Below are 22,652 nucleotides of genomic sequence, written 5' to 3'. Positions count from 1 at the left end.
AATAACGCCTCAGAGTCGTCACCGCTGTTGAACCCCTCATCGACCTGCACCCGGTGCACCTCCCTCGGTATATTCAAGCGCCTGGCTGACGGTTTCGGCGCCCAGGATCTCCAGCTGCGCGCTCAAAGCCTTCGCGGTTCTCAGATTGCGACACGGTATGATGCATCTCTTGAATCCCAGGCGTGCGGCCTCCATGATCCGCGGTTCAATCCGGCTCACAGACCGTAGCTCGCCGGTGAGTCCTATTTCCCCGATCAATACCGAAGATGCACTGATGGGATGACCTCTAAAGCTCGATGCGATCGCCGAAGCCACAGCTAGGTCGGACGCCGGGTCGTCGAGTTTCAATCCGCCAGCAACGCTTACATATACATCTTCCCCGCTCACGAACAATCCTACACGTTTTTCGAGCACAGCTAGGATGATCGCGACCCTGTTGTAATCGACCCCGATCGCCACTCGACGAGGATTGCCATAGGTGGATCTGGTCACCAGCGCCTCGATTTCCACAAGGATGGGCCGGGTCCCCTCCATGCTGGCAGCTACAGCAACACCCTGGACAGCCGATGCCCTGTCGGACAGGAAAAATGCTGAGGGGTTCATAACTTGGGCCAGGCCGGAATCCCCCATCTCGAAGATCCCTATCTCATTTGTTGACCCAAACCGGTTCTTGACGCCTCTCAAAATGCGAAACGAATGATTTCTTTCGCCTTCGAAATATAGGACAGTATCCACCATGTGCTCCAGCACGCGTGGACCAGCGATCACACCGGACTTTGTGACGTGCCCCACGACGAATATGGCGCATCCAGACAACTTGGCCATTCTCACAAGCTGAGCGGCAGATTCGCGGATTTGGGACACGCTCCCGGGAGACGATTCAAGCTGCGGCACCCACATGGTCTGAATCGAGTCAATCACCATGAGATTCGGCTGTACCTGTGTCACATGCTGCTCAATGGCTTCCATATTTGTTTCGGATACCACCATCAACTTCTCTGATCCGAGGCCAAGCCGCCGGGCGCGAAGTGACACCTGCCTCGAGGACTCCTCACCTGAAACGTATAGAACAGTAAACCCTTGCGAAGCTACTCTGTCAGCCAGTTGAAGCAGCAATGTAGATTTGCCGATCCCTGGGTCACCGGCTACCAGAACCACTGAGCCGGGAACGATCCCGCCTCCAAGCACTCTGTCAAGCTCGCTGAATCCCGAGGAGAAACGTTCGTCAGGCCTGGCGTCAGCCGAGAGAATTGACAGAGGTGCCTCCTTAGGGAGAGCTTGTCCCTTACCAGGGGCTGATTCCTGTACCCTTTCTTCCACCAAGGTATTCCAGGAACCACAATCAGGGCACCTGCCAAGCCATTTTAAAGTCTCATAGCCGCACTTCTGGCAGACGAACCTACTCTTTACCTTCGACATCATCATCCCTCTTTGCGCTATACCCCAGCCGTTCCTTCAGCATTTCCAAGATTCTATCAGGGTCGGTTTCATCTCCCACCATGAGCTCAAATGGACATGGGCCACTCCGATCCCGGTTAAGGACGATGTCCACAATTTCACCAGCTTCCGCGTAAATACCAGATACCTGAAGCTCATGCAAGGCTTTTTCCCTGGCGACCCTGGCAAAGACCTGATCTACCCCGGCCGACCTGAGCACCGCGCCGGACGCCCTGCCCAGCACCTTGTCCGCGCAGCTGGAGCCTTCCAGGTCCGTACCGATCTGCATAAAGGCATCCAGCACGGGTTTTACTCCAGATCCACGCGACTCAAATATCACTGAGCCATCTTTTACGAAGATCAGGCCAAGCTGGCGTTCAGAGAGGAGACTCTTCGCCAGCTCAAGGTCGGCCACATTTAGGACCCGGGCTCCTCTAGTCTCTATAGTAGTTATGAATGATATAGCCGAAATTCCGTGTCGTTGAAAGGCCTGCACCATATTGAACGCGATTTTCTCTTCGGCCTGAGTAGCCAGCGCCACGACGGACGGACCGGATCCGGCCAGGGCAACCCCCAAGGCGCCCGCTGCGATGGCGCTGGCAAAGACATCCTCGAGTCCCGGAACCAGTTTGCTCCTGTATGGCTGGTGGAGGCGATCCTCCATGGCCGGCTTCAGTAAATCCAGTTTCCCAGATGAAAGGGCAGATATCAAGATGGCAGTCCGGCTTACATTGAATACTGCGTCACCCAATGGCACCTGAGCCGGCAGGATCCTGCGCGCATCTTCCGTGCGAATTTCAAACGCTGGCACCGCAATTACGACTTTTATTCGTCTCCCCACGGATATCGGGGCCTTTATCGAGATCACACGGCCATCGACCTTAGAACTTGCAACCAGACCACCCATTAGAGCCGGGGCTACATTGTCTGGGTGCCCCTCGATGGCTGCGGCAATATCCAAGAGCTGATCTGCGGATAGTGGCCTTCCCAAAATCTCGTTGGCCAGGACTGCTCCACCGACTATAGCCGCCGCGCTGCTTCCCATACCGCGAGCCAGTGGAATCTGATTCAGAATATCAATAGTAATCGGCGGCAAGGAATGTCCTGATCCAGATTCCACCGCTCTCATAGCCTTTACTACAAGATTGTCCTGACCATCCAGGATCTTCTCCCCATCTACGCCATGAGCGCATATGGTTATACCGTCACCGTTACCCGATGACCTGGCTTCGAAAATACAATGTACCCCAACAGCCATCCCCATAGCATCAAACCCGGGGCCCAAATTGGCTACAGTAGCAGGGGCACTCACCCTCACCATCATTGTCAAATAATCCCCTCTCGCTGCAGGATCTCCTTAACCAATTTTACACTATTCTCAACTATTTGGGGCTTCCCCCCCGTTGCGATGGCGCGATCAGGATCTTTCAAACCGTGGCCGGTCAAAACCGCAACAACCTTTGCATGCGCTGGGAAGTAACTCTGCTTCCATAGTTTGAGAAGCCCTGCCACTGAGGCGGCCGATGCAGGTTCACAAAAGACGCCCTCCCTCCCCGCGAGCAGCCTGTAAGCGTCGAGGATCTCATCATCACTCACCTTATCGATCACCCCGCCGGATTCGTCACGTGCCTCCACTGCCCGTTGCCAGCTAGCCGGGTTTCCTATCTTTATTGCCGTTGCGATGGTCTTCGGGTCAGGTATCGGTCGCCCTTCTACTATGGGCGCTGCTCCGGCTGCCTGGAACCCCAGCATCTTTGGGAGCCTGGATACCAGACCAGCTGAATGATATTCCTTGAATCCCTTCCAGTAAGCCGTGATATTCCCTGCGTTACCTACGGGAATTGCAAGGTAATCCGGCGCCCCTTCAAGGGCATCACATATCTCAAACGCAGCTGTCTTTTGCCCCTCGATACGGTATGGGTTTATGGAATTCACCAAGGTGATAGGATATTGTTGCGTCATGGCCCGGACGATCTTCAGGGCATCATCGAAATTCCCTTTGATAGCTATTACGATTGCCCCGTGCATCAAAGCCTGCGAGAGTTTGCCAAGGGCGATGGCCCCTTCAGGAATGATCACGATACATTTGAGGCCCGACCTCGCAGCATAGGCTGCGGCAGATGCCGAAGTGTTGCCGGTTGACGCGCACATGACCGCCTTAGCGCCCTCTTCACATGCCTTGCTTATCGCCATGGTCATCCCTCGATCCTTAAAGGAACCGGTGGGATTGAGCCCTTCATATTTCAGATATACTTCCAGCCCCGTCATTTCCGAGATGTAGCGCGCGTAAATGAGCGGGGTGCTGCCTTCATTTAGAGTGACGACTGGTGTCTTATCTGTCACGGGAAGATATTTCATGTAACGAACTATGATACCTGCCTTATGCATTCTTATGCCTCCTCGCCCTCTACCCTGATGACATTCGCCAGGTTTACAACCGTTGGCAGCTGTTTGATTTCCTTTAACGCCTGCCTCACATTTCTCTCTCGCACCTTGTGGGTCACAAACACGAGCCCCACAGGCTCTTTGCCGCGGCCTTTTTGGATCACGGATTCGAGGCTTACCCCGGCCTCACCAAAGCACCGGGCAATCGAGGCAAGCACACCAGGACGATCTACAACAAGGATGTGGATATAGTATCTAGTCATGACGTCCTCAATCGATGTGAGGTGAAAATTCCCATTCCATCTTCTAAACATGGGGACCAGCCGAGTAGCGGCCCTCCCCTTCACCACATCCTCTGCGGTCTCCATCAGATCACCCACCACGGCGCTTGCCGTTGGGAGACTGCCCGCGCCCCTTCCATAGAACATCAACTGCCCCACCGCATTTCCTTTTATGAAAATGGCATTATATACGCCGACAACGGAAGCCAATGGATGGGTGCAGGGGATGAATGAAGGATGAACCCGCACTTCTACATTGCCATTTACCTCCTTGGCGATGGCCAGGAGTTTCACCACGAAACCTAGTTCCCTGGCGTAATTCAAATCTAGAGGAGTGATCTCACGAATGCCCTCCGTATAAATCCGGTCAGGCCCGATTTCCGCTCCGAAGGCGATGCTGCTGAGAATGGCCAGTTTATAGGCCGCATCCTGCCCATCTATATCGGCGCGGGGATCGCTCTCGGCATATCCCATCTCCTGGGCCTCCTTTAGAACATCTCCAAACTCACGCCCTTCACTAGACATCTTCGTGAGAATATAGTTGGTGGTCCCATTGATTATCCCAACGATCTCTGAGATGCGATTTCCGGCCAGGCATTCAGCAAGGGGTTTGATGATAGGAATTCCTCCTGCCACACTCCCCTCAAACCGCAGGCTTACTCCTTGTTCTGCGGCCTGCCTGAGTAGGCCAGACCCATGTTTTGCCAGGACCTCCTTGTTAGCCGTCACCACATGCTTACCGCGCCTAAGGAGTTCGAATATGTAATCCTTTGCTGGAGTTACTCCTCCCATCAGTTCAAGAACGATCTTAATATCTTCGTCAGAAAGGATCGTGTTGAAATCATCTGTTAGCAAATCCGGAGATACATACTCCGGCCTGCTTTTTGAAAGGTTGCGTACCAGAATGCGCTTCACGCGGATTGGAAACCCGAGCTTCCCCTCTATAATGTCTCTATTCTCACTCAACACTTTCATGACCCCACTGCCAACGACACCACAACCTGCAAGAGCAATATCGACCCCTGCGTCCATGGACCATCACCTCTTTGCCTATTGGTGTTGTTGCATTTCTACCAACTTATGGTATAATAGTAAAATCGATGTTCAATCGTCTCCGGCCGGGTTCTCCTATGTGGCGGCTTCCTCGTATTATACCATCATCAATGAGAGTTTGGGAATGAATATATGAGCCTTTCGATCGTCTTAAAGATTGGGGGTGTCCGGTACGGGAAACCAGCCAGACAAAACGGATCCACGTGCTCAATATGACACGCTTTTCGTCAGCCTCGTGGAGGAATATCGCGCAAAGGTATGGTTTCTGGCGTACCAGATGCTCCAAAACAAAGATGATGCCGATGATGCATGCCAGGAAGTATTTTGCCGGGTGTTTAGGCAGTTATCGAAATTCCGTGGTGAATCCAAGCCTTACACCTGGATTTATAGGATCACAGTCAACTATTGCGCCGATGTGATGAGAAGGCGCAATTATATCCAAACCATATCATTGGACGAAGACCCTGGTCATTCCCAGGATGGAGAATCAACGACAAAAAGGGAGGTCATATCCGGTATAGCGAGCCGTATGGGAGATCCCGAGGAAGGAGCGGAAAATCGTGAGATCTCAAAGGCCATCAGAGACGCGATCGGAAAATTGCCTTTCCATCATAAGCAATGTCTGATCCTCAAGGAGATCTATGGACTTTCCTACAGAGAGATCAGCCAGATCGCAGAGGTGCCCGTGGGAACGGTGATGTCACGATTATATCATGCCAAGAGGCGGCTTAAAGAGATGCTGGGCTGGTTAATGGAAACGGAATAGTGCCTGATGGTCTGGCACTTTACGAGGAGGGTGAGGGATTTATCTATGAGGAGCCCCTATCTTGCGTGCCGTAAGATTCAAAAGATGCTTCCTGCTTATATCTCGGGAGATGTGAAGGGAAGACTGGCGGAGCATATATGGCGGCATGTCAAGGAATGCGCGAAATGTGCTTCAGAACTCAAGTATTATCAAGATCTTGATAAACTCATACATTCCACTGCGTTCGACATATCTCTCACTCCCAGTGAAGAGGAATTTTGGCGGCAGCTTGATGCCCGATTAGCCCGGAAGGTCGGAGAGCAAGCACGAGACGGCATCTTCATGCCGAAGCACATCAATTACATCAGGGATATGTTCAATGAATTTGATAGGGTGGCTTCCGTCATGCTCGAATCACCGCTGCAGGTGTTGGTCCCGGCTGCAGCCGCGTTTTGCGTCGCTATGTCGCAGCTATCCGGCCTACCATTTCTTAGGGAGATTTTGAAGCCTCTTCTCTTGGTCCTGGCCGGGGTCTTGAGGCATGGCTACCTTTTGGGTTGATCGGTTAGTTGGTCGATGAATCGCTGAATGCCATGGATCTTGAAGCCATCTGTCATTGATCTTCGATGAAGGAAGGGCGCTTTTGTGTGGTCGTCTTTCATACTCACTGCAAGATCATTCTTGATCAGGCCGAGGATCTTCTTTGAAGATGCCCTATCGCGTGGGCAGATCCTTTGGTCCCTTGTTATAGGTTCCATCGCCCTCTACCCGGAAGTGATCCTGTGGCCTGAACTTCTCTGGCCACGGATAAGGAACCCATTCATATACTTGATTTTGGCCATCCTCGCTGCAGTAGCCTATTTCATCTTGATTTCGCTCCTTATAAACCTAGTATGTCTTCTATTGGGCGGGAAAGGCACGGCAACCGATACACTCAAGGTCTTTGGATATACTTACTTGCCGGGAATATTGGGCGGGGCCTTCATCCTTTTATTATTTCACTTGCTTATATATAGGCCGGGCAGAAGTCCATACCCGGCAGATGGAACTCCAATGATGACCATGCTGGTGTCAACGCTGGCGGCCATCATATGCCTCGCCTTCTGGGACGTATTCCTCAAAGCGCTTGCTTTAAGGGTAGTCCACAAGGTCAGCATCTGGCGCCTTGCGCTCATAGGGACAATAGTCTTAATAGCATCCGGAGTTTTAAGTAGCTCTATTCATTCCCTCCTCTTAGAAAGAACAGAGTTCAACGACCCATCGATATTTTCCGGCATGAGCGGAGAATTGGCAAGAAAGATGGGGACTCGCCAGGAAAATCTTGCGAGGATCTTCAAATTGTGCAGCCATGGCGAGGGAACCTGGAAGCTGGATGTAAGTATAGAGATGAGAATTCTCCATCGGCCTCCGCATCGCGGAGATATCGTCGTGTTCGAGAAGGGAAAGAACGGGGAATTGGGTCTTGCAAGAATCGTAGGCTTGCCGGGGGAGATTGTAGAGGTCGTAGATGGCGAAGTTATCGTAAATGGAAGGCGAATCTCCGAACCATACGTGAGAGAACGCAAGGGGCTTACTATGCCCCCCATCGAGCTAGGCAGGAAGGATTACTATCTCCTCGGCGATGAGAGGTCTTTGTCTCCTCAAACCTATGAAGGGGGCATCGTCAAACAAGAAGCAATAAGAGGGGCCTACTTTGAGACCGTCCTGTTTTTGCAGAAATCCGGCCTCATGTAGGCCCGTCCTCATCCTACCTGCGCATATCGTACACGGTCACTGTGATTCTGCCGCGACTTTTGGTTCAACTACGATCTTGCCGTCTTTAGCGTCTATACGGATAGAATCTCCATCTTTTACCTTGCCCTCCAACATCTCCTCTGACAGGCGATCCTCGATAAGCCGCTGAATAGCCCGTTTCAAGGGCCTTGCGCCAAATTCCACGCTAAATCCCTCTTTAGCGATCAAATCCTTCGCCGAATCGGTGACCTCGATGGAGATTTCATGTTCCTTCAAGCGCTTTGCCAGCTCGTTGACCTGGAGATCCACGATCTTTCTAATATCGCCCTGGGTAAGAGCATGGAAGACGATCACTTCGTCGACTCGATTGAGGAATTCCGGCCTGAACGTCCTCTTCAGTTCACCCAGGACCTTCTCCTTCATCCGCTCATATGAAATCCCCTCTGCGTCTTCATCTTTTTCGAGCCTAAAGCCTAGGGTCGTGTCTCTCTGTATCAAGTTTGCGCCTACATTACTTGTCATTATGATGACCGTGTTCTTGAAATCTACAGTGCGTCCCTTGCCATCAGTCAAACGCCCATCGTCCAAAACTTGAAGAAGGACATTGAAGACTTCAGGATGAGCCTTTTCTATCTCATCGAACAAGACCACTGAGTAAGGACGTCTTCGCACTCGTTCCGTAAGCTGACCTGCTTCCTCATACCCCACGTATCCAGGAGGAGCGCCTATGAGACGAGACACGGTATGCCTTTCCATATACTCTGACATATCAAGCGTGATCATTGCATCTTCGTCGCCGAAGAGAGCTTCGGCAAGAGCCCTGGCAAGCTCCGTCTTGCCAACCCCAGTCGGTCCGAGGAAGATGAATGATCCTATCGGACGCTTCGGATCTTTGAGCCCTGCCCTTGCCCGCCGCACGGCCATAGATACTGCCTTGACCGCCTCATCCTGGCCTATGACTCTGCTGTGGAGCACTTCTTCAAGATGCAGCAAGCGTTCAGACTCCTCCCTGGCAAGCTTCAGCACGGGGATTCCCGTCCAGGCCGATACTACCTGGGCAATGTCGTCAGCAGTCACATTAGATTCAGTACGACCACGCATCTTCTGCCAGGCAGCCTTCCGGTCCTCGATCTCGTCACGAAGCTTCTGCTCCTTATCACGCAACTTGGCAGCCTTCTCGAATTCCTCGTTCTGGATGGCGGACTCCTTCTCAGCCCTTATCTTGTTTACCTCATCCTCGAGCTGTTTGAGGTCCGGAGGCGCAGTCTGAGCCTGGAGCCGCACGCGTGAAGAAGCCTCGTCTATGAGATCGATAGCCTTATCAGGAAGGTATCGATCTGTGATGTACCTATCAGAGAGCTTTGCAGCGGCATCAATAGCCTCATCAGTGATCTTCACCCTATGGTGAGCCTCATATCTATCCCTCAGTCCCTTTAGTATAGCGATGGTTTCCTCCACCGTAGGCTCCCCAACCTGGATCGGCTGGAACCTTCGTTCCAGAGCTGCATCCTTTTCCACATGTTTACGGTATTCATCTAGAGTGGTCGCTCCAATGCACTGAAGCTCCCCTCTCGCCAGGGCCGGCTTCAGAATGTTCGAGGCATCTATTGCGCCCTCTGCCGCGCCCGCTCCAACTATGGTATGCATCTCATCGATGAACAGGATGATGTCATTCGAAGCCCGGATCTCATCGATGATCCTCTTTAGGCGTTCTTCAAATTCTCCGCGGAATTTCGTACCCGCCACGATTCCCCCCATGTCGAGGGTGACAACCCTTTTATTGGCAAGTACCTCAGGAACATCTCCCTTGACGATCTTTTGCGCCAGGCCCTCTGCAATAGCGGTCTTTCCGACTCCGGGATCACCTATCAATACCGGATTGTTCTTGGTCCGGCGGCTCAATACCTGGATCACCCGTTCTATCTCTTTTTCGCGCCCGATCACCGGGTCAAGCTTGCCGTCGCGCGCCATCGCCGTGAGATCTCTTCCGAATTGATCCAAAGTGGGTGTCTTCCCCGCGGATTTGGCCGGGCCAGGCTGACCTGGCGTAGTCCCAAGTAGGGAGGTCACCTCTTTCCGGACCTTTTCAAGGTCAGCCCCGAGGTTGAGCAATACCTGAGCGGCGACGCCTTCACCCTCACGGATCAACCCCAAGAGTATGTGCTCTGTTCCAATGTAACCATGTCCGAGCCGCCGGGCCTCGTCCATCGCCAACTCCAAAACCCTTTTTGCTCTTGGAGTCAACGAAAGCACGGTCACCTTCTCCGGGTCGCCTCTGCCGACCAGCTTTTCAACCTCACTCCTGACTTTTTCTAGACTAATGCCTAGATTCTGAAGCGCACGCGCCGCCACACCTTGACCTTCTCCCACAAGCCCCAACAATATATGCTCGGTTCCGACCACATCGTGGCCAAGCCTTCGAGCCTCTTCCTGGGAAAGCTGTAACACTCTTTGTGCCCTTTCAGTCAGCCCACCAAACATTATAATCACTTTCCTTCCCTGGCAGATTTAACTCGATCCCTTACCAAGGCCGCCCTCTGAATATCACGTTCTTCAGGCCCTAATTCTGCACCAACTAGTTTCTGCAGATAAGCAGGCCTGGTAAGGACCATAAGCTCATTTAGCATTCGAGGTGGAATCACCGTTATTATGCCTGTATCCACGCCAAGCCGTACATCCGAGATGAGTTTCAAGACCTCATCTGATGTCAGGAGCCTGGCATTCTCCAGGATACCGTATGCGCGCCATACCCTATCCTCAAGAGTTTTCTGGCGTTCTCTCAAGAGAAAATTCCTGGCCGTGCGTTCCTGTTCAATAACTTGTCTCGTTATGCCCCTGAGGTTTTCAATTATGTCTTCCTCAGACCGGCCGAGAGTGACCTGATTAGAGAGCTGATATATATTGCCTGAGGATTCGGTTCCTTCCCCATAGAGCCCTCTAACCGCTATACCCACATGGGATATGGTCGACAGTACCCTCCCTACCTGGCCTGTCGCCGCCAGGGCGGGCAGATGAACCATCACAGACGATCGCATTCCTGTGCCAACATTGGTCGGGCATGCGGTGAGATATCCAATTTTCTCATCAAAGGCATACTCCAGCCTGGATTCAAGGATATCATCGATCTCACTGGCATTTTGCCAGGACTTATCTAACTCAAAGCCGCTATAAAGTGTTTGAATCCTCAGATGGTCCTCTTCATTGACCATGATGCTTACTGTCTCATCCGGGCTCAAAATGACAGCCCTATTGCGCCCTTCTAAAATATGTTGGGGGCTCACAAGATGCTTTTCTACCAACACCTGGCGGTCGAGATTCGGAATCTCCGACAAGATCAATATCCCAAATTCTTTTAGTTTCCCGGACTCTTTTACCGCTCTTCGAACCTGATCCAGGACTCTTCCAAGGTCGGACTCTGACGCCACGTGCGGGAAAGGGATACCCACCAGGTTGCGAGCGATCCGCACACGGGAACTCAAGACCACATCTGATTGCGGGCCGGTTCCCTTTATCCAGCCGCTGAGTATCTTTTCTATGAAATCTCTCGAGGTCATATCCCCGCCTCCCGTGACCGCCCATCGATCTTTCTATCAAGCTCCCTGATCTTATCTCGGATCTCAGCCGCCTTCTCATACTCCTCCCGTGCTATGGCAGCTTCCAATTGTTTTCGCAGGCTCTCTATCTCTTTCTTGATTCTCACTGCCCCACCTGTCCTGGCAGGCACCTTGCCCACGTGACGAGTGCTTCCATGAACCCTCCTCAAAATGGGCTCGAGACGGTTCTGGAACTGCTGGTAACAGTCGCTGCAGCCGAGGAAACCGGTTCTCTTAAAATCTCCAAAGTCTGTGCCGCAAGTAGGGCACTTCCGCGCCACCGGTGCCGACGAAACCGGCGGCATCGACCCCGATGTGCTCTCGGGATCAAAGAGTCCTGCCAGCACATTATGAAATGAAAATTCAGGCATCGTGAAGAATTGGAATTGCCCTGTCTCCCGGGCACAGCCCTCACATAGGTGCATTTCGGTCTTCCGACCGTCGATCACCTTGGTCACATGTACATTGGCGGGACGTTGTTTGCAGCGGTCACACAACATCGCATTCACCCCCAAATCTCATCCTTTAGACGATCATCGCGTCAGGACAACAATTAGAAGGCCCTTGAGAAGCTTGGCCCGGAACACGTCAGAGAGTTCCCTGGGGATGCCATTGGTCTCGTGTGCAAGAACCGATTTAATGCAGAGCTTTTCCATTTCGTTTAGCAATCCGAGGCTCTGCAATTGTTCGAGAATCCGATCGGCAGCCTCCGGCGTGATCTCATCTCCCAGCCTCTCCTGGACCCACGCCACCGAATCAGCCATGATATCCTGCCTGACTTTGAACACGCGGATGTAACCGCCTCCACCGCGACGGCTTTCTACTATGTATCCGTCCTGGATGGTAAAACGCGTGCTGAGGACATAGTTGATCTGCGACGGCGCACATCCGAATTTCCTGGCCAATTCAGATCTTTGTATTTCTATGACATTACCGGCAGTTTCCTCAAAGAGCTGCTTAAGATAGCCTTCGATATAATCTGCGAGACTTCCCAAACCTATCACGTCCTGAAAGTTTGACCTTCCCTGACCTTCAACTCTATTATAATACTATCAAGCAATAGTTATGCATCCCCCATTTAAGACCAAATTTAGGCGGATTCGACCATGAAATGCATTTGTCTGCTATTATCGCCTGCATATGCTTAAAGGCTCGATGGGATATTCCGGTTCTCATAGATCCCTTGGAAATTGGTGAGGATCTAAATGAAGGAATCTTGCAGGTGAGAGAGAATTGACTCAGATAACAGCAGCATCGAGATTACGCCCGCGGTATATTCGAGGGCAGGAAGGAATGTGCTCATAATGGCGAGATTCAAGATTGTTACCGATAGTACCTGCTATCTAGACCCCAAATGGCTTTCTGATCACGGAATAGGCATGGTTCCCCTGCTTGTTAATATGGGCGGCAAGATAGCCAAGGAAATAGTGGATACAGACAACAAGGAATTCTTCAAATATCTAAGAGAGTCACCGATATTGCCGACAACTTCGCAGCCTTCATCCGGAGAGTTCAGGGAAATCTATCAGGAGATGGGCAAGCAGGGACTTCCGATCATCTCGGTTCATATTTCTGGTGGGATAAGTGGCACTGTCAACTCAGCCATCCAGGCAAAGTCCATGCTGCCAGACCTTGATATCACGGTGGTAGATGCTAGAACAACGGGCCTTGGCCTTGGCCAAATGGTGATGGAATTGCAGAGCATGGCTGAGCGTGAAGCCAGCAAGGAGGAGGCCCTTTCGAGGCTAGAACACATCATCGCCACCTCCAGGACTTACTTCCTCGTCTCCGATTTGATGTATCTGTACAAGGGAGGCAGAATCGGTGGAGCTCAGGCCCTGATCGGATCTGCACTCCAGATCAAACCCATCCTGACATTCAGGGATGGAAGGATTGACGTGCTCGAGAAAGTTCGTACCGAACGCAGGGCACTGGATCATATCATTGAAAAGATAGCTAGTGAAATTGCAGGCCGTAAAGTCAGCCCTGTTGCCATCGTTTTTGGAGACGCCTATGAGAAGGCGCAGGCCCTGGTAGAGACACTCAAGGGCCGTCTCCCGGATCTCCATTATGATCTCTATGAACTCGGGCCCGTGATTTGCACCCATACAGGTCCGGGAGTGCTGGGGATCCAATTTTACACAGACCCAAATTGAATATGACGGCACGGTGAGCGGGATACTCCTCGCGGCGGTATTGGCCCCAGGCCATCCTGCAACCGAGGGACCGGTCATCCGGGGGGTGGGTGATACCGTCCCAGGGCCATTGATCCGACACTTGGAGGCCAGGGGAGCGACGGTATCCCTGAAGCTGGCATTGATCCGAGGCCTTACTACCCGGGGGCCTCGGATCACTGAGCGGCCTCTCAGCAAGGCCGCGTCCAGCGGAAGGGATACCGTCGCAACCCATTGCCGCCAGGCTGCATCCGATGGAACAGCATCACCATCCCCTGCTACACTCCCGTCGTCACCCGGCTATGCTCCCGTTGCCACCCCCACATTCCCGAGCATTATTGCAGGAACCTTATATGGCCCCATAGCCCATTCTGATGCATCAGAGATCGCCTCGATCCTTTGCAGCGACTCCAGCAAATTGCCCGAGATCATGGTGTTCTTGACTCGACCGGAGATCTTCCCATGATCGATTTTGAAACCAAGATGCACGTTCATTGAGAAAGCGCCTGAGAGAACATTCCCCTGGCCTGCGCCGAGGACCTGATCCACTAAGAGGCCCTCCTCGACCCATGATATCATCTCCTCAAGAGAAGCATCACCAGGCTCTATCACCAAATTGGTCGATGAAGGAGAAGGTTGGCTTTCAAAGGACCATCCTCCATTGCGCGATATCCTGAAGCCATTTCCAGTGCTCCTAGTTCCCGCGAGGCTAGCTGTCTTAAGGTCATAAATGAAATTACACACAACCCCCCTCTCTATCAAAGGGGTCCGGTTCGTCGGGACGCCCTCATCATCCACAGGATAACTGCCCGATCCATAATCCAGGGTGCCATCATCATATACTGTCAGCTGTTCATCGAATACCTTCTTCCCCAATTTATCACGGAGGGGAGATGCCCCCTGGAGTACAATCTTGCCATTGAATGCGGGATTCAGGCTGGCAAGGAGGAAGACAATGGCCCGCGGCGTAAAGATCACAGGAAAATGACCAGTCTTCATGGCAGCTATTCTCTGAGACATATGGAGGCGCTTTACAATGTCGCCAGCCATATCCTCAAAAGGTACATCACGCCTGGCTGATGCGTTGAAATTATAGACATTCAAAATATCCCCCTCAGAAGCCAAAGTAACCTCCAGCCCGCCCGAGATTTCGGTTTTTAAATACGAAAAGCTCATCCCGGCAGAATTCATGTGCGATATCCTGGTTATCTCCTTGCTGAATTCTCCATCGCATTTGGCCTCGGGGAAATCGCCGAGGACCATCTTTATCATCTTCTGCCCTTCAGAGACTAGATCCTCAACAGTGAGATTCTGGATTTCAGAGTCCTCGACCTTCGGAGACGATGCCGGGGGCTTAGCGAGACCAAACTCGAGATTCGTCGGGTCGGAAAACTCACTCGCCGCGACCGCATCTTTTACGACTTTTTCGGGGTCATCTAAACGACTCGTAGACGAAAACCCGATCCTCCCTTCGCGGATCACCCGCAAACCCAAGCCCCGCACCTGCTTTCTTTCCACGGCCTTCACGCGATTTGACTCAAAGATGACTGGCTCCATGATTCTATCGATGAAAAAGACCTCGGCCGCATCTGCTTCCTTAAGAGCCATTTGCAGGATCTTATCCATTCTTTTGTCCACCTCCAACTACTACATCTCGAATTCTGACATGGGGTCCTCCATCTGCGACAGGGAGCGGAAATTGCCCACCTTTGCCACATCCTCCGACGCCGCCATCTTTCCAGGCGAAGTCATTGCCTATGCATTCAATATTCTTCAGAGTCTCAAAGACATTCCCAGTAAGGACCACATCTCTTACTCTCTCCGCGATCTTTCCATCCCGGATCATAAATGCCTCCATGGCGCTGAAGGTGAACATCTCCGCTGCCGTCTGGCCTCCATAAGCTTCTATGGCATATATACCTTCCTTTATATCCGATATCATGTCATGAAAGCTCGTGGTTCCACCCTCGATGGCAGTGTTTGTCATACGGACAATGGGCCGGTGGCGGTAGTTTATGGCCCTGGCGTTTCCAGTGGGACGCTCTCCCATCTTTCCTGCCGTTTCCCTTGAATGAAGGCGACCTACCAAAATGCCATCCTTTATGAGATAAGTCTTCTGTGCCGCGACCCCTTCATCGTCATACTTGTACGAACCACGATGCCCGGGGATGGCAGCGCCATCGAATACATTTAGAATATCCGATCCAAAGCGCCTTCCAAGCGTCATAATCCCCTTCAATCTCTCGTTCTCATATAGGAAATCAGATTCGCTCAAGTGGCCGAATGCTTCATGGATGAAAACCCCGGCCAGGCCCGGATCAATGACCACTGTATACTTGCCTCCAGTTACAGGCCTCGCATCCAACATCTCCACAGCCCTGCGGGCCACATCTTCGGCTCTGGATTCGAGACCTCGCATGGAATCAAATCCCGTGATGCCACCTGCCGTCGCGAAACATTGCTGAACAGTGTCTTGCCTTCTCGCAATAGCGACGAAGTTGGCGCCCATATTGCTACTTTCTTGGATAATTCTGGATCCCTCAGAAGTAGCATAGTATTTCTTCTTGTAGGAATCCAGATACGCGACCATGGTCGTCTGAATCTCGGGGCTGAACTCGATCATGATCTGGTTATAGTCTGATAAGAGCCTCTTTTTCTCAGAGAGAGACACAGCCCTGGGATCGGATGTGAGATTCAACTTGACATTATCCACCACAGGCTCCACAGGCGCAAGGTCTACTCTTTCCCCGTTCACGAGCCGAGCGTAATTGCAGGCGTCCCGCACCCTTTCCGCGAGATCGTCTAGTCCGTCAAAGGAGACAAATCCCCAGCCTCCTCTTACCAGGGCGCGGACGCAACCGCCAAACGAAGAAAGGGCGCCAATCTCGTCCAGCAGCTGTCCGCGAAACGATATACGAGTCGTCTCACTCTCTTCCAAACGAATTTCGACGAAATCCGCGCGAGCTGCCTTCAATGCTTCGTCGATTTTTGCCAAGACCGCGCCTTCGTCCCTTGGCTCATTCTTCATAAATTTTACCCCCTCAATGCTTTTTACCATGCCATGCAGATCTATTGTTTCCATATCTTACTTACGACATCTCATGAATATGATCCTGCAAGAGTGGCAACTATAATAACGCAGGGTCGGTAATGGCCGAGCGAAGATCATCACAGGCTCCGTCGGATCGGGGCTTGTGATGGTCGAGCAAAGGTTGTCACAGGCCAACACTATACGGTCTGTGGCAGCCGGCGCGCAGATCACTGCCTGTCTTGTAAGGGTCTGCGGCAGTTGAAGGCTTTTGAGATTGTCGCAGGCTCAAAAGAGATGCGCAGTGGTCGGGCTAAGATTGTCATGGGTTCCGCAGGTTCTTGAGTTCTATGAGTCCTTAGAATTCTTTAACTGGAGGTTCGTGGCAGTCGAGAGATTGTCACGGGCTTCTAAGGGACTCATGACAGTCGAGTCAAGGTTATTGCAGGTTCCGTAATGGTCCATAGTAGCCGAAAGGTTGCTGTGGGCTATGCAGGGATCTGCAGTAGCCGGAGCAAAGGTCATTACCGACCCTCTTTATCACCGCCGGCGCCAACTGCTATAACCAAAGGGCAGTCAAACACCGGATGCTTCATCACTAAGGCCTCGACGCCATATACCTCTCTGATATTATCTGGTGTAAGGACCTCCCATGGCGTCCCAGACCGGTATACTCTTCCGCTTTCCAACATGATCAGTTCGTCACAATACCTGGCTGCAAGATTGATATCGTGGAGCACGACACCGCACGCGAGCCCATCCTGGCGCGCTAACTGGGAAATCAGATCCATGATCTCTACCTGGTATTTCATATCCAGATGAGATGTCGGTTCATCCAGCAGGAAAACTCGAGGTTCCTGGGCCAGCGCCCGGGCAATCAGGACCCGCTGTCTTTCTCCGCTGCTGAGGGTGGTCACCGGCCTATTCGCATAATCAAGGACGCCTGTTCGGCGCATAGCGCGCATTGAAATCTCGATATCCTCAGGCCGCTCAAATTCCAGCCGACGAAGATAAGGAGTCCTCCCCATAAGCACCATTTCCATCACTGTAAAAGGGAATGACGGGGCGCCGTTTTGGGGCACGACCGAAATAGACCTGGCAACGCGATTTCCAGGCATCTTGTAAAGATCTTTGCCATCAAGAAGACAGGTCCCCACCTTCGGTCGTAGAGCCCGGCTCATCGCACGGAGCAAGGTCGACTTCCCTGAACCATTCGGGCCGATTATACCTGTAACTGTATGAGACTTGATAGACAGGGAAACGTCCATCAAGGCTGGGTGCTCGTCGTAAGTGCATTCAATACCATCAACCGTAAGTAACATTGGCTTTTCGCCTCCGCAACAAATAGAGAAAGAATGGGCCTCCGGCCATGGAGGTTATTATGCCTACCGGTATCTCTGTCGGCGCGATCAGAACCCTGGCCAGCGTGTCCGCCAGCACAAGAAAGGCTGCGCCTGCTAGGATCGAGCCAGGCAATAACACCCTGTGATCCGGCCCTATTAGCAGCCTCATCACATGCGGGACCACAAGACCAACGAAGCCGATGATTCCGCTTGCCGCTACCGCAGCCGCCGTAACCATGGAGGCAACTATGATCAGCACCTTTTTCAAAAATTCTGTGTCAAGGCCGAGCTGCAGAGCACTCTCCTCCCCCAGGGCCAGCACGTTGAGATCTCTGGAAAAGAACCACATGATTCCGAAACCTGTTAATGCCCAGGGCAAGACCATATACACATCTCCCCAAGTCCTGCTTGAGAGACTTCCCATCAACCAGAATATCATTTCATGAAGAGCCCTTCCCGCCACTGTCATGAGGAAAGAGACCACTGCCCAGAAGAATGAACCAACCACCACGCCCGCCAAGAGAAAGGTATCTGTTGGAATATGGCCCCTCGCCCTGGACAAAGCTAAGACCGTATATACTGCAGCCATTCCGCCAAAAAAGGCGAAAATAGGTATTATAGCCCCGCTCATGACCCTGGCCACCCCGGCCTTTAATAGGAGAACCGGCAAACCCGTAATAATAGCCAGCACTGCGCCCAATGCGGCGCCGCTGGATACTCCTGTAATATATGGATCTGCCAGGGGATTTCTAAGCAGGCCTTGAAATGTCACCCCTGCCGCTGATAAGGATGCGCCTACAATAGCCCCGAGCGCTGTACGTGGCAGCCGCACCTCTATAATGATTGTCTGCCAGGCGAGGGGCACGGGACTGGTCCCATGCCCCAGTATCTTCGAGACAAGCAATGATATCACCGTTTTCGGAGGGATCATGACCGACCCGGTCACGATTGAAACAAGCCCGGCAGCAAAAAGACAGGCGCCGAGAATGATTGTGACAAACAGCAGCTTTACTGTGACGCTCGGATATCTCTCAGGCATCTAGCTACCTCCTCAAGGCCATCCACCAGCCTTGGACCCGGTCTTACCAGGATGTCAGGGTTGATCTCATATACCCTGCGATTCTTCACCGCAGAAATGTTCCTCCAGGTCGCCCTTCCCATGACTTCCTCGAGGTTGTTGCCTGTAAGCAAGATGACTTCCGGGTCCCGCTGTATCACCAATTCCTCACTGAATTGAGGCCACGGGTTCTTAGCATCAAATGCAATATTCTCCCCGCCAGCGAGACGGATGATTTCATCGATGAAAGTCCCGGGCCCGGCGGTCATAAGGGGTTTATTCCAGATTTCCACAAAGACCCTGACCTTCTTGGACCTGGCCTGTTTTGAGACTGAAGATTCAACCCGATTCTTCCTTTGGCGAAATGTATCAACAACTTCCTTCACCTTGTTCGGATCGGCCCCGGAAGCTCGGCCGATAAGCTCCATCGCCCTTGCGACATCATCGAGGGTCTGGGGATCCACAGCGACTACCGTGATTCCAAGCCGCTCGAGCTTTTCAATGGCAGTTTTTTGCAGGCTCGCTACAGCAAATACCACATCCGGTGATAGGGCTACAATCTTTTCGAAATTGAGCTCAGCGCCGCCCACCTTCTCCTTTTGCTTTGCCTGAGAAGGATAATCGCATGCTGTAGTAACCCCCACAATTTTATCTGAAACCCCTAGCGCGTACAGAATTTCAGTATTACTCGGGGCGATAGAGACGATTCTTTTTGGTGGAGCGGAGATCTTGACTTTACGCCCTAAATCATCCGTTATGGTACATGGAAAAGACTGTGGTTCCGAATCTGCAATAGCCTGTACACCTTGGATGGACCAAATCACGGGGACAATCGCCAAAATCAATATCAAAGCGAACCACAATAGCTTTAGTGTAAATCTGTCCGCATGAATATCTCCAAATCCGTGCTTCATAAAACGACGCATTGAAGCTTCACACCCTTTCTTTTTCACTACACTACTCAAGTTGATCAGAAAACGACAGCCTGCCATGTTTCTCCCCCCAGTCTCAAACGAGACGCCGGAGCTGGTCTAACAAGAAAGTCCTCTGACCTTCGTTGAAGATCAGAGGACTTGACATGCGGCCTTAACGCGCTCGGTCAAATCACCGGCGCCTCACTGCCACCCCCTTTCCACCGAAGGTTATCTGGCAAACGAGATGGGCAGGTCTCCTGGCTCCCGGATCATCGCCTGGATCATCATTGGAGGATCCACCTTCCCCGTCTTCCCTCATAGTCAAAAGAAGTGACGGCAGAAAGGCTCCCCGGATACAGTGGCGGGACCGCTGGCTTACAGGTTGCTCCTGCTGCCTATTCCCTGGTCGCCCACCCCGATATGATGCCGTTATTCATCAATCACGAATAATGTATTTTCAAATCTAGCTTGACCACATCCCCTGGCATTACGAGATAATCAGGAAGGTCTCGTTTGAGCCGCGAAACCACCTTTGATAGGGATTCGTCATCTAGGGCGGAAAGATGCACACCACTTGAATCCACTGCAATCTGAACATTTCTGGCGGCAATTGGGCCTCCGCCCTTGCCGCTAGCCTTTGAATATGAAGAAAGCTCCCAATTGAAGACGCCGCCCGTGGCGGATCTCTTCGCGCTGACTCCTCTCTGGGCTGACAAATATTCCATAAGAGTCTTGGGACTCCGCTTGCCCTTAAGCTTGATATTGCAAAGGATCAAGTGCGGTTCCCCGGAGGGATGGCTGAAAATATGAGAATAGCCTGCCCCATCCAGGAAAAAGACCCTTACCTCATCGGCAAACCATGCCCTGTCAGCGTCATCGTAAAGTTCAATGACATCCCATATAAAATCAGCCATCTTCCTCAATTTGTGCCATGGTATGCCCATGACGACGGGAAGAAAGCTTCCGAGGTCCCCCTTTGTAAGATCGCCGCCGCGAAGGCGCGCCACATCATAAAGGGATGCCACGGCCCATGTGATTGGATTTTCTATCAATGGCAGCGGAATATCGCAATATCTCAAGAAAAGATTCCATAACGTCATCGTTTCGCGAAATACATCTACTCCTGGCTTGATCAAACCTGAGATGGAAATGATCGCCCTCTCTACAGGATCAAACCAATGATCGGGGTTGGCAAGGGGTTCCTCAGGAAATTCCCCGGAATGCTGATCGAGTACCTCATATATGCGAAGCATTCTCTTGGCTTTATCAGAATAGACTGATCCGGGTGGCGCAACCTCCAGGAGTCTTTTAAGGTGCTTCGCCGCCTTATCGGCCCTATCTATCCTCACATAGGCGTCAGCGACTTGCAGGCGTGCCCCAAGGAGCCGGGGTTCCATCTCCAGCGCCGCGTCAAGGATACGGATGGCTTGCGGATAATTGCCCTCTTTCATCACATAGTTGCCCCATTCAGCTATCTCCCGGGGCGATCTCCCTGCCATATCCCCATCTATGAGGATAGCTTGCCTTGCAACTCTTTCAAATTCCTCAACCGATATGCGCTTTGGCTCTGGACTATCGACGGCAAAGAAGCCCTTTTCCTTAATTAATTCAAATCGTTGGGCCAGCTCGATAACCTGGCCCTTTCTGGCCAGCCACCTTCTTACCAGCACTGTCTCGGACCTTCGCCCACCTGACCTGCCCTGCCGATTTTTCACGCCAGGACTTCCTGTCTCATCTGACCCCCCAGCGCTGGCGACTATTTGACTGACCGCGGCAGGCAGTCGGGCAGCCTCAATCCTGATAGCCGACGGTCCATCTTCCTCGTCAAAGAGCAGATCATTGTCCTCAGGGGTTGCCCTCATATCCTGAGGAGTTTCCTTCAATTTGGCTATGAACTCCTGAATCGAACCGACCTTTGACCTGGCTTGAGCGCTCATAAGGTGGAATGCTAAATGGAAGTCACCTGTGAACAATGCACGATCAAAGATCAGGGCCACATCTACAGGGCCCATCGTATCCCCAATTAGACTCCTCAGGAGCTTTGCTATTTGGGCCGGCGAAAAATCAACTGGTTCAGTGAGAAGCCAGGCAAACCGCCGGAATTCCCGGTTACTGACGGCCTCCCCGGGGTGATTCCCCAGTCTTGCGGCAGACTGAATGAGATAAAGAGCCTCCTCGAGGGAGATCTCTTTGATGCCACTTCCCTCCGCCATCTCCCCATCCCCTGAAAGAGAATCCTCAAACTCCTTCTTGGACATGACGGGGAGTTGGGCAAAATCAATGATCCCGGTCGCCCCTAGCCAATACATGTACTCCAACTGAAGTGACACGACACTGAGCCTTTCCGCGGATTTCTCCCATGCGAGAAATAGAGTCACAAACCCATCTTCTCGGGTCTGAGAAGCGTATGCTTTATAGAAACGCCCTAATCCCGACGAGGCGCGGATTGAAACCACATTTACCGGCTCATGCCCCTTGTCTGGATGACTCTCTCCGCTTTTGTTTCCGTGTTTTGAGTCCTCCCCGCTGGCCGGCGGTCCTGAGGCCGGCACGGGAAATCTGACTATCTTGTTTTCGCCCATAAACAGACTTCCGCCTTCCACCCAAACTACCAGGCATCTGTAAATCAATTTCCCCTACTTCAGAATGGTTATTCGCTTAAAAATCCTGATTTCCTTCTGCCTGGGAAGACTCGCGCAAGTTATATGCTTCAGTATTTGGCATAATACCCTGAGCTGAATTTCAGTAGTTTATATATATTATGACGCATATCCCCGTCGCAGCGTATACTTTCCATACAATAATCGTTGATGATGGAGATGATGGGTAGACTCAGGATTTGAGATGCGGATAGGCAAAAGGGCTGATATCGACATCCGATATCGAGATCTGATATCGACGTTCTTGA

Annotated in this window: 18 protein-coding genes and 1 riboswitch; of the genes, 4 read left to right on the top strand and 14 right to left on the bottom strand. The window is 52.0% G+C overall.

Annotated features, from left to right (window positions below):
* Positions 1-36: 36 nt before the first annotated feature.
* Genes radA through HPY52_04940 form a run of 4 tightly spaced genes read right to left on the bottom strand, consistent with a single transcriptional unit; the run spans position 37 to position 5,135 of the window.
* On the bottom strand, positions 37-1,419 hold the full coding sequence (radA, locus tag HPY52_04955) for a DNA repair protein RadA (protein ID NPV79612.1): 1,383 nt from the start codon (positions 1,417-1,419) through the stop codon (positions 37-39).
* A complete protein-coding gene (locus tag HPY52_04950; GenBank protein NPV79611.1) occupies positions 1,400-2,761 on the bottom strand; it encodes a homoserine kinase in 1,362 nt (453 codons plus the stop codon). Before HPY52_04950 ends, radA begins: the two co-directional genes overlap by 20 nt.
* Before the next feature lie 2 nt (positions 2,762-2,763).
* The gene (locus HPY52_04945; protein ID NPV79610.1) at positions 2,764-3,825 is read right to left on the bottom strand and encodes a threonine synthase; all 1,062 of its coding nucleotides are present in this window, start codon (positions 3,823-3,825) and stop codon (positions 2,764-2,766) included.
* 2 nt (positions 3,826-3,827) lie between these two features.
* Positions 3,828-5,135 (bottom strand): homoserine dehydrogenase, encoded by a 1,308-nt coding sequence (locus HPY52_04940; GenBank protein ID NPV79609.1) that lies wholly within the window; start codon positions 5,133-5,135, stop codon positions 3,828-3,830.
* 178 nt (positions 5,136-5,313) lie between these two features.
* On the opposite strand from HPY52_04940, the gene HPY52_04935 reads away from it, so the two are divergent.
* The 3 genes from HPY52_04935 to lepB all read left to right on the top strand — a co-directional run bounded on the left by HPY52_04935 (position 5,314) and on the right by lepB (position 7,635).
* Positions 5,314-5,922 carry an RNA polymerase sigma factor gene (locus HPY52_04935; GenBank protein NPV79608.1) on the top strand — a complete coding sequence of 203 codons (609 nt, stop codon included), beginning with the start codon at positions 5,314-5,316 and terminating at the stop codon, positions 5,920-5,922.
* Between the two features lie 45 nt (positions 5,923-5,967).
* The gene (locus tag HPY52_04930) at positions 5,968-6,462 is read left to right on the top strand and encodes a zf-HC2 domain-containing protein (protein NPV79607.1); all 495 of its coding nucleotides are present in this window, start codon (positions 5,968-5,970) and stop codon (positions 6,460-6,462) included.
* An 84-nt stretch (positions 6,463-6,546) separates the two neighbouring features.
* Positions 6,547-7,635: a signal peptidase I gene (lepB, locus tag HPY52_04925; GenBank protein NPV79606.1), complete on the top strand. Its 1,089-nt coding sequence runs from the start codon at positions 6,547-6,549 to the stop codon at positions 7,633-7,635.
* 36 nt (positions 7,636-7,671) lie between these two features.
* Here the strand turns inward: lepB and HPY52_04920 are convergent, their stop codons facing one another.
* The 4 genes from HPY52_04920 to HPY52_04905 are packed head-to-tail and all read right to left on the bottom strand — an operon-like array spanning position 7,672 to position 12,223.
* Positions 7,672-10,116: an ATP-dependent Clp protease ATP-binding subunit gene (locus HPY52_04920; GenBank protein ID NPV79605.1), complete on the bottom strand. Its 2,445-nt coding sequence runs from the start codon at positions 10,114-10,116 to the stop codon at positions 7,672-7,674.
* Positions 10,117-10,121: 5 nt separating this feature from the next.
* Positions 10,122-11,189 (bottom strand): protein arginine kinase, encoded by a 1,068-nt coding sequence (locus HPY52_04915; GenBank protein ID NPV79604.1) that lies wholly within the window; start codon positions 11,187-11,189, stop codon positions 10,122-10,124.
* Entirely contained in the window at positions 11,186-11,728 is a 543-nt protein-coding gene (locus HPY52_04910) for a hypothetical protein (protein ID NPV79603.1), read from the bottom strand. Before HPY52_04910 ends, HPY52_04915 begins: the two co-directional genes overlap by 4 nt.
* Positions 11,729-11,761: 33 nt before the next feature.
* A complete protein-coding gene (locus tag HPY52_04905; GenBank protein ID NPV79602.1) occupies positions 11,762-12,223 on the bottom strand; it encodes a CtsR family transcriptional regulator in 462 nt (153 codons plus the stop codon).
* A gap of 309 nt (positions 12,224-12,532) precedes the next feature.
* On the opposite strand from HPY52_04905, the gene HPY52_04900 reads away from it, so the two are divergent.
* The gene (locus HPY52_04900) at positions 12,533-13,384 is read left to right on the top strand and encodes a DegV family protein (protein ID NPV79601.1); all 852 of its coding nucleotides are present in this window, start codon (positions 12,533-12,535) and stop codon (positions 13,382-13,384) included.
* Positions 13,385-13,702: 318 nt separating this feature from the next.
* On the opposite strand, the gene HPY52_04895 is transcribed toward HPY52_04900, so the two are convergent.
* The 6 genes from HPY52_04895 to HPY52_04870 form a co-directional block, all read right to left on the bottom strand.
* The gene (locus tag HPY52_04895; GenBank protein NPV79600.1) at positions 13,703-15,028 is read right to left on the bottom strand and encodes a TldD/PmbA family protein; all 1,326 of its coding nucleotides are present in this window, start codon (positions 15,026-15,028) and stop codon (positions 13,703-13,705) included.
* Entirely contained in the window at positions 15,021-16,430 is a 1,410-nt protein-coding gene (locus HPY52_04890; protein ID NPV79599.1) for a TldD/PmbA family protein, read from the bottom strand. The genes HPY52_04895 and HPY52_04890 overlap by 8 nt, the downstream gene beginning before the upstream one ends.
* Before the next feature lie 524 nt (positions 16,431-16,954).
* Complete coding sequence (locus HPY52_04885) at positions 16,955-17,752, bottom strand: ABC transporter ATP-binding protein (protein NPV79598.1); 798 nt, start codon at positions 17,750-17,752, stop codon at positions 16,955-16,957.
* Positions 17,736-18,812 (bottom strand): iron chelate uptake ABC transporter family permease subunit, encoded by a 1,077-nt coding sequence (locus tag HPY52_04880; protein ID NPV79597.1) that lies wholly within the window; start codon positions 18,810-18,812, stop codon positions 17,736-17,738. The genes HPY52_04885 and HPY52_04880 overlap by 17 nt, the downstream gene beginning before the upstream one ends.
* A complete protein-coding gene (locus HPY52_04875) occupies positions 18,782-19,822 on the bottom strand; it encodes a cobalamin-binding protein (GenBank protein ID NPV79596.1) in 1,041 nt (346 codons plus the stop codon). The genes HPY52_04880 and HPY52_04875 overlap by 31 nt, the downstream gene beginning before the upstream one ends.
* A 151-nt stretch (positions 19,823-19,973) precedes the next feature.
* Positions 19,974-20,190, bottom strand: a riboswitch (cobalamin riboswitch).
* Entirely contained in the window at positions 20,185-22,347 is a 2,163-nt protein-coding gene (locus HPY52_04870) for a tetratricopeptide repeat protein (protein ID NPV79595.1), read from the bottom strand. It overlaps the preceding riboswitch by 6 nt.
* Positions 22,348-22,652: the final 305 nt, after the last annotated feature.

It is taken from the genome of Bacillota bacterium, from assembly GCA_013178415.1.
Lineage (GTDB): Bacteria > Bacillota > SHA-98 > Ch115 > Ch115 > Ch115.
The sequence above is the reverse complement of the archived record's forward strand: the minus strand, read 5'-3'. Positions and strand labels throughout refer to the sequence as shown.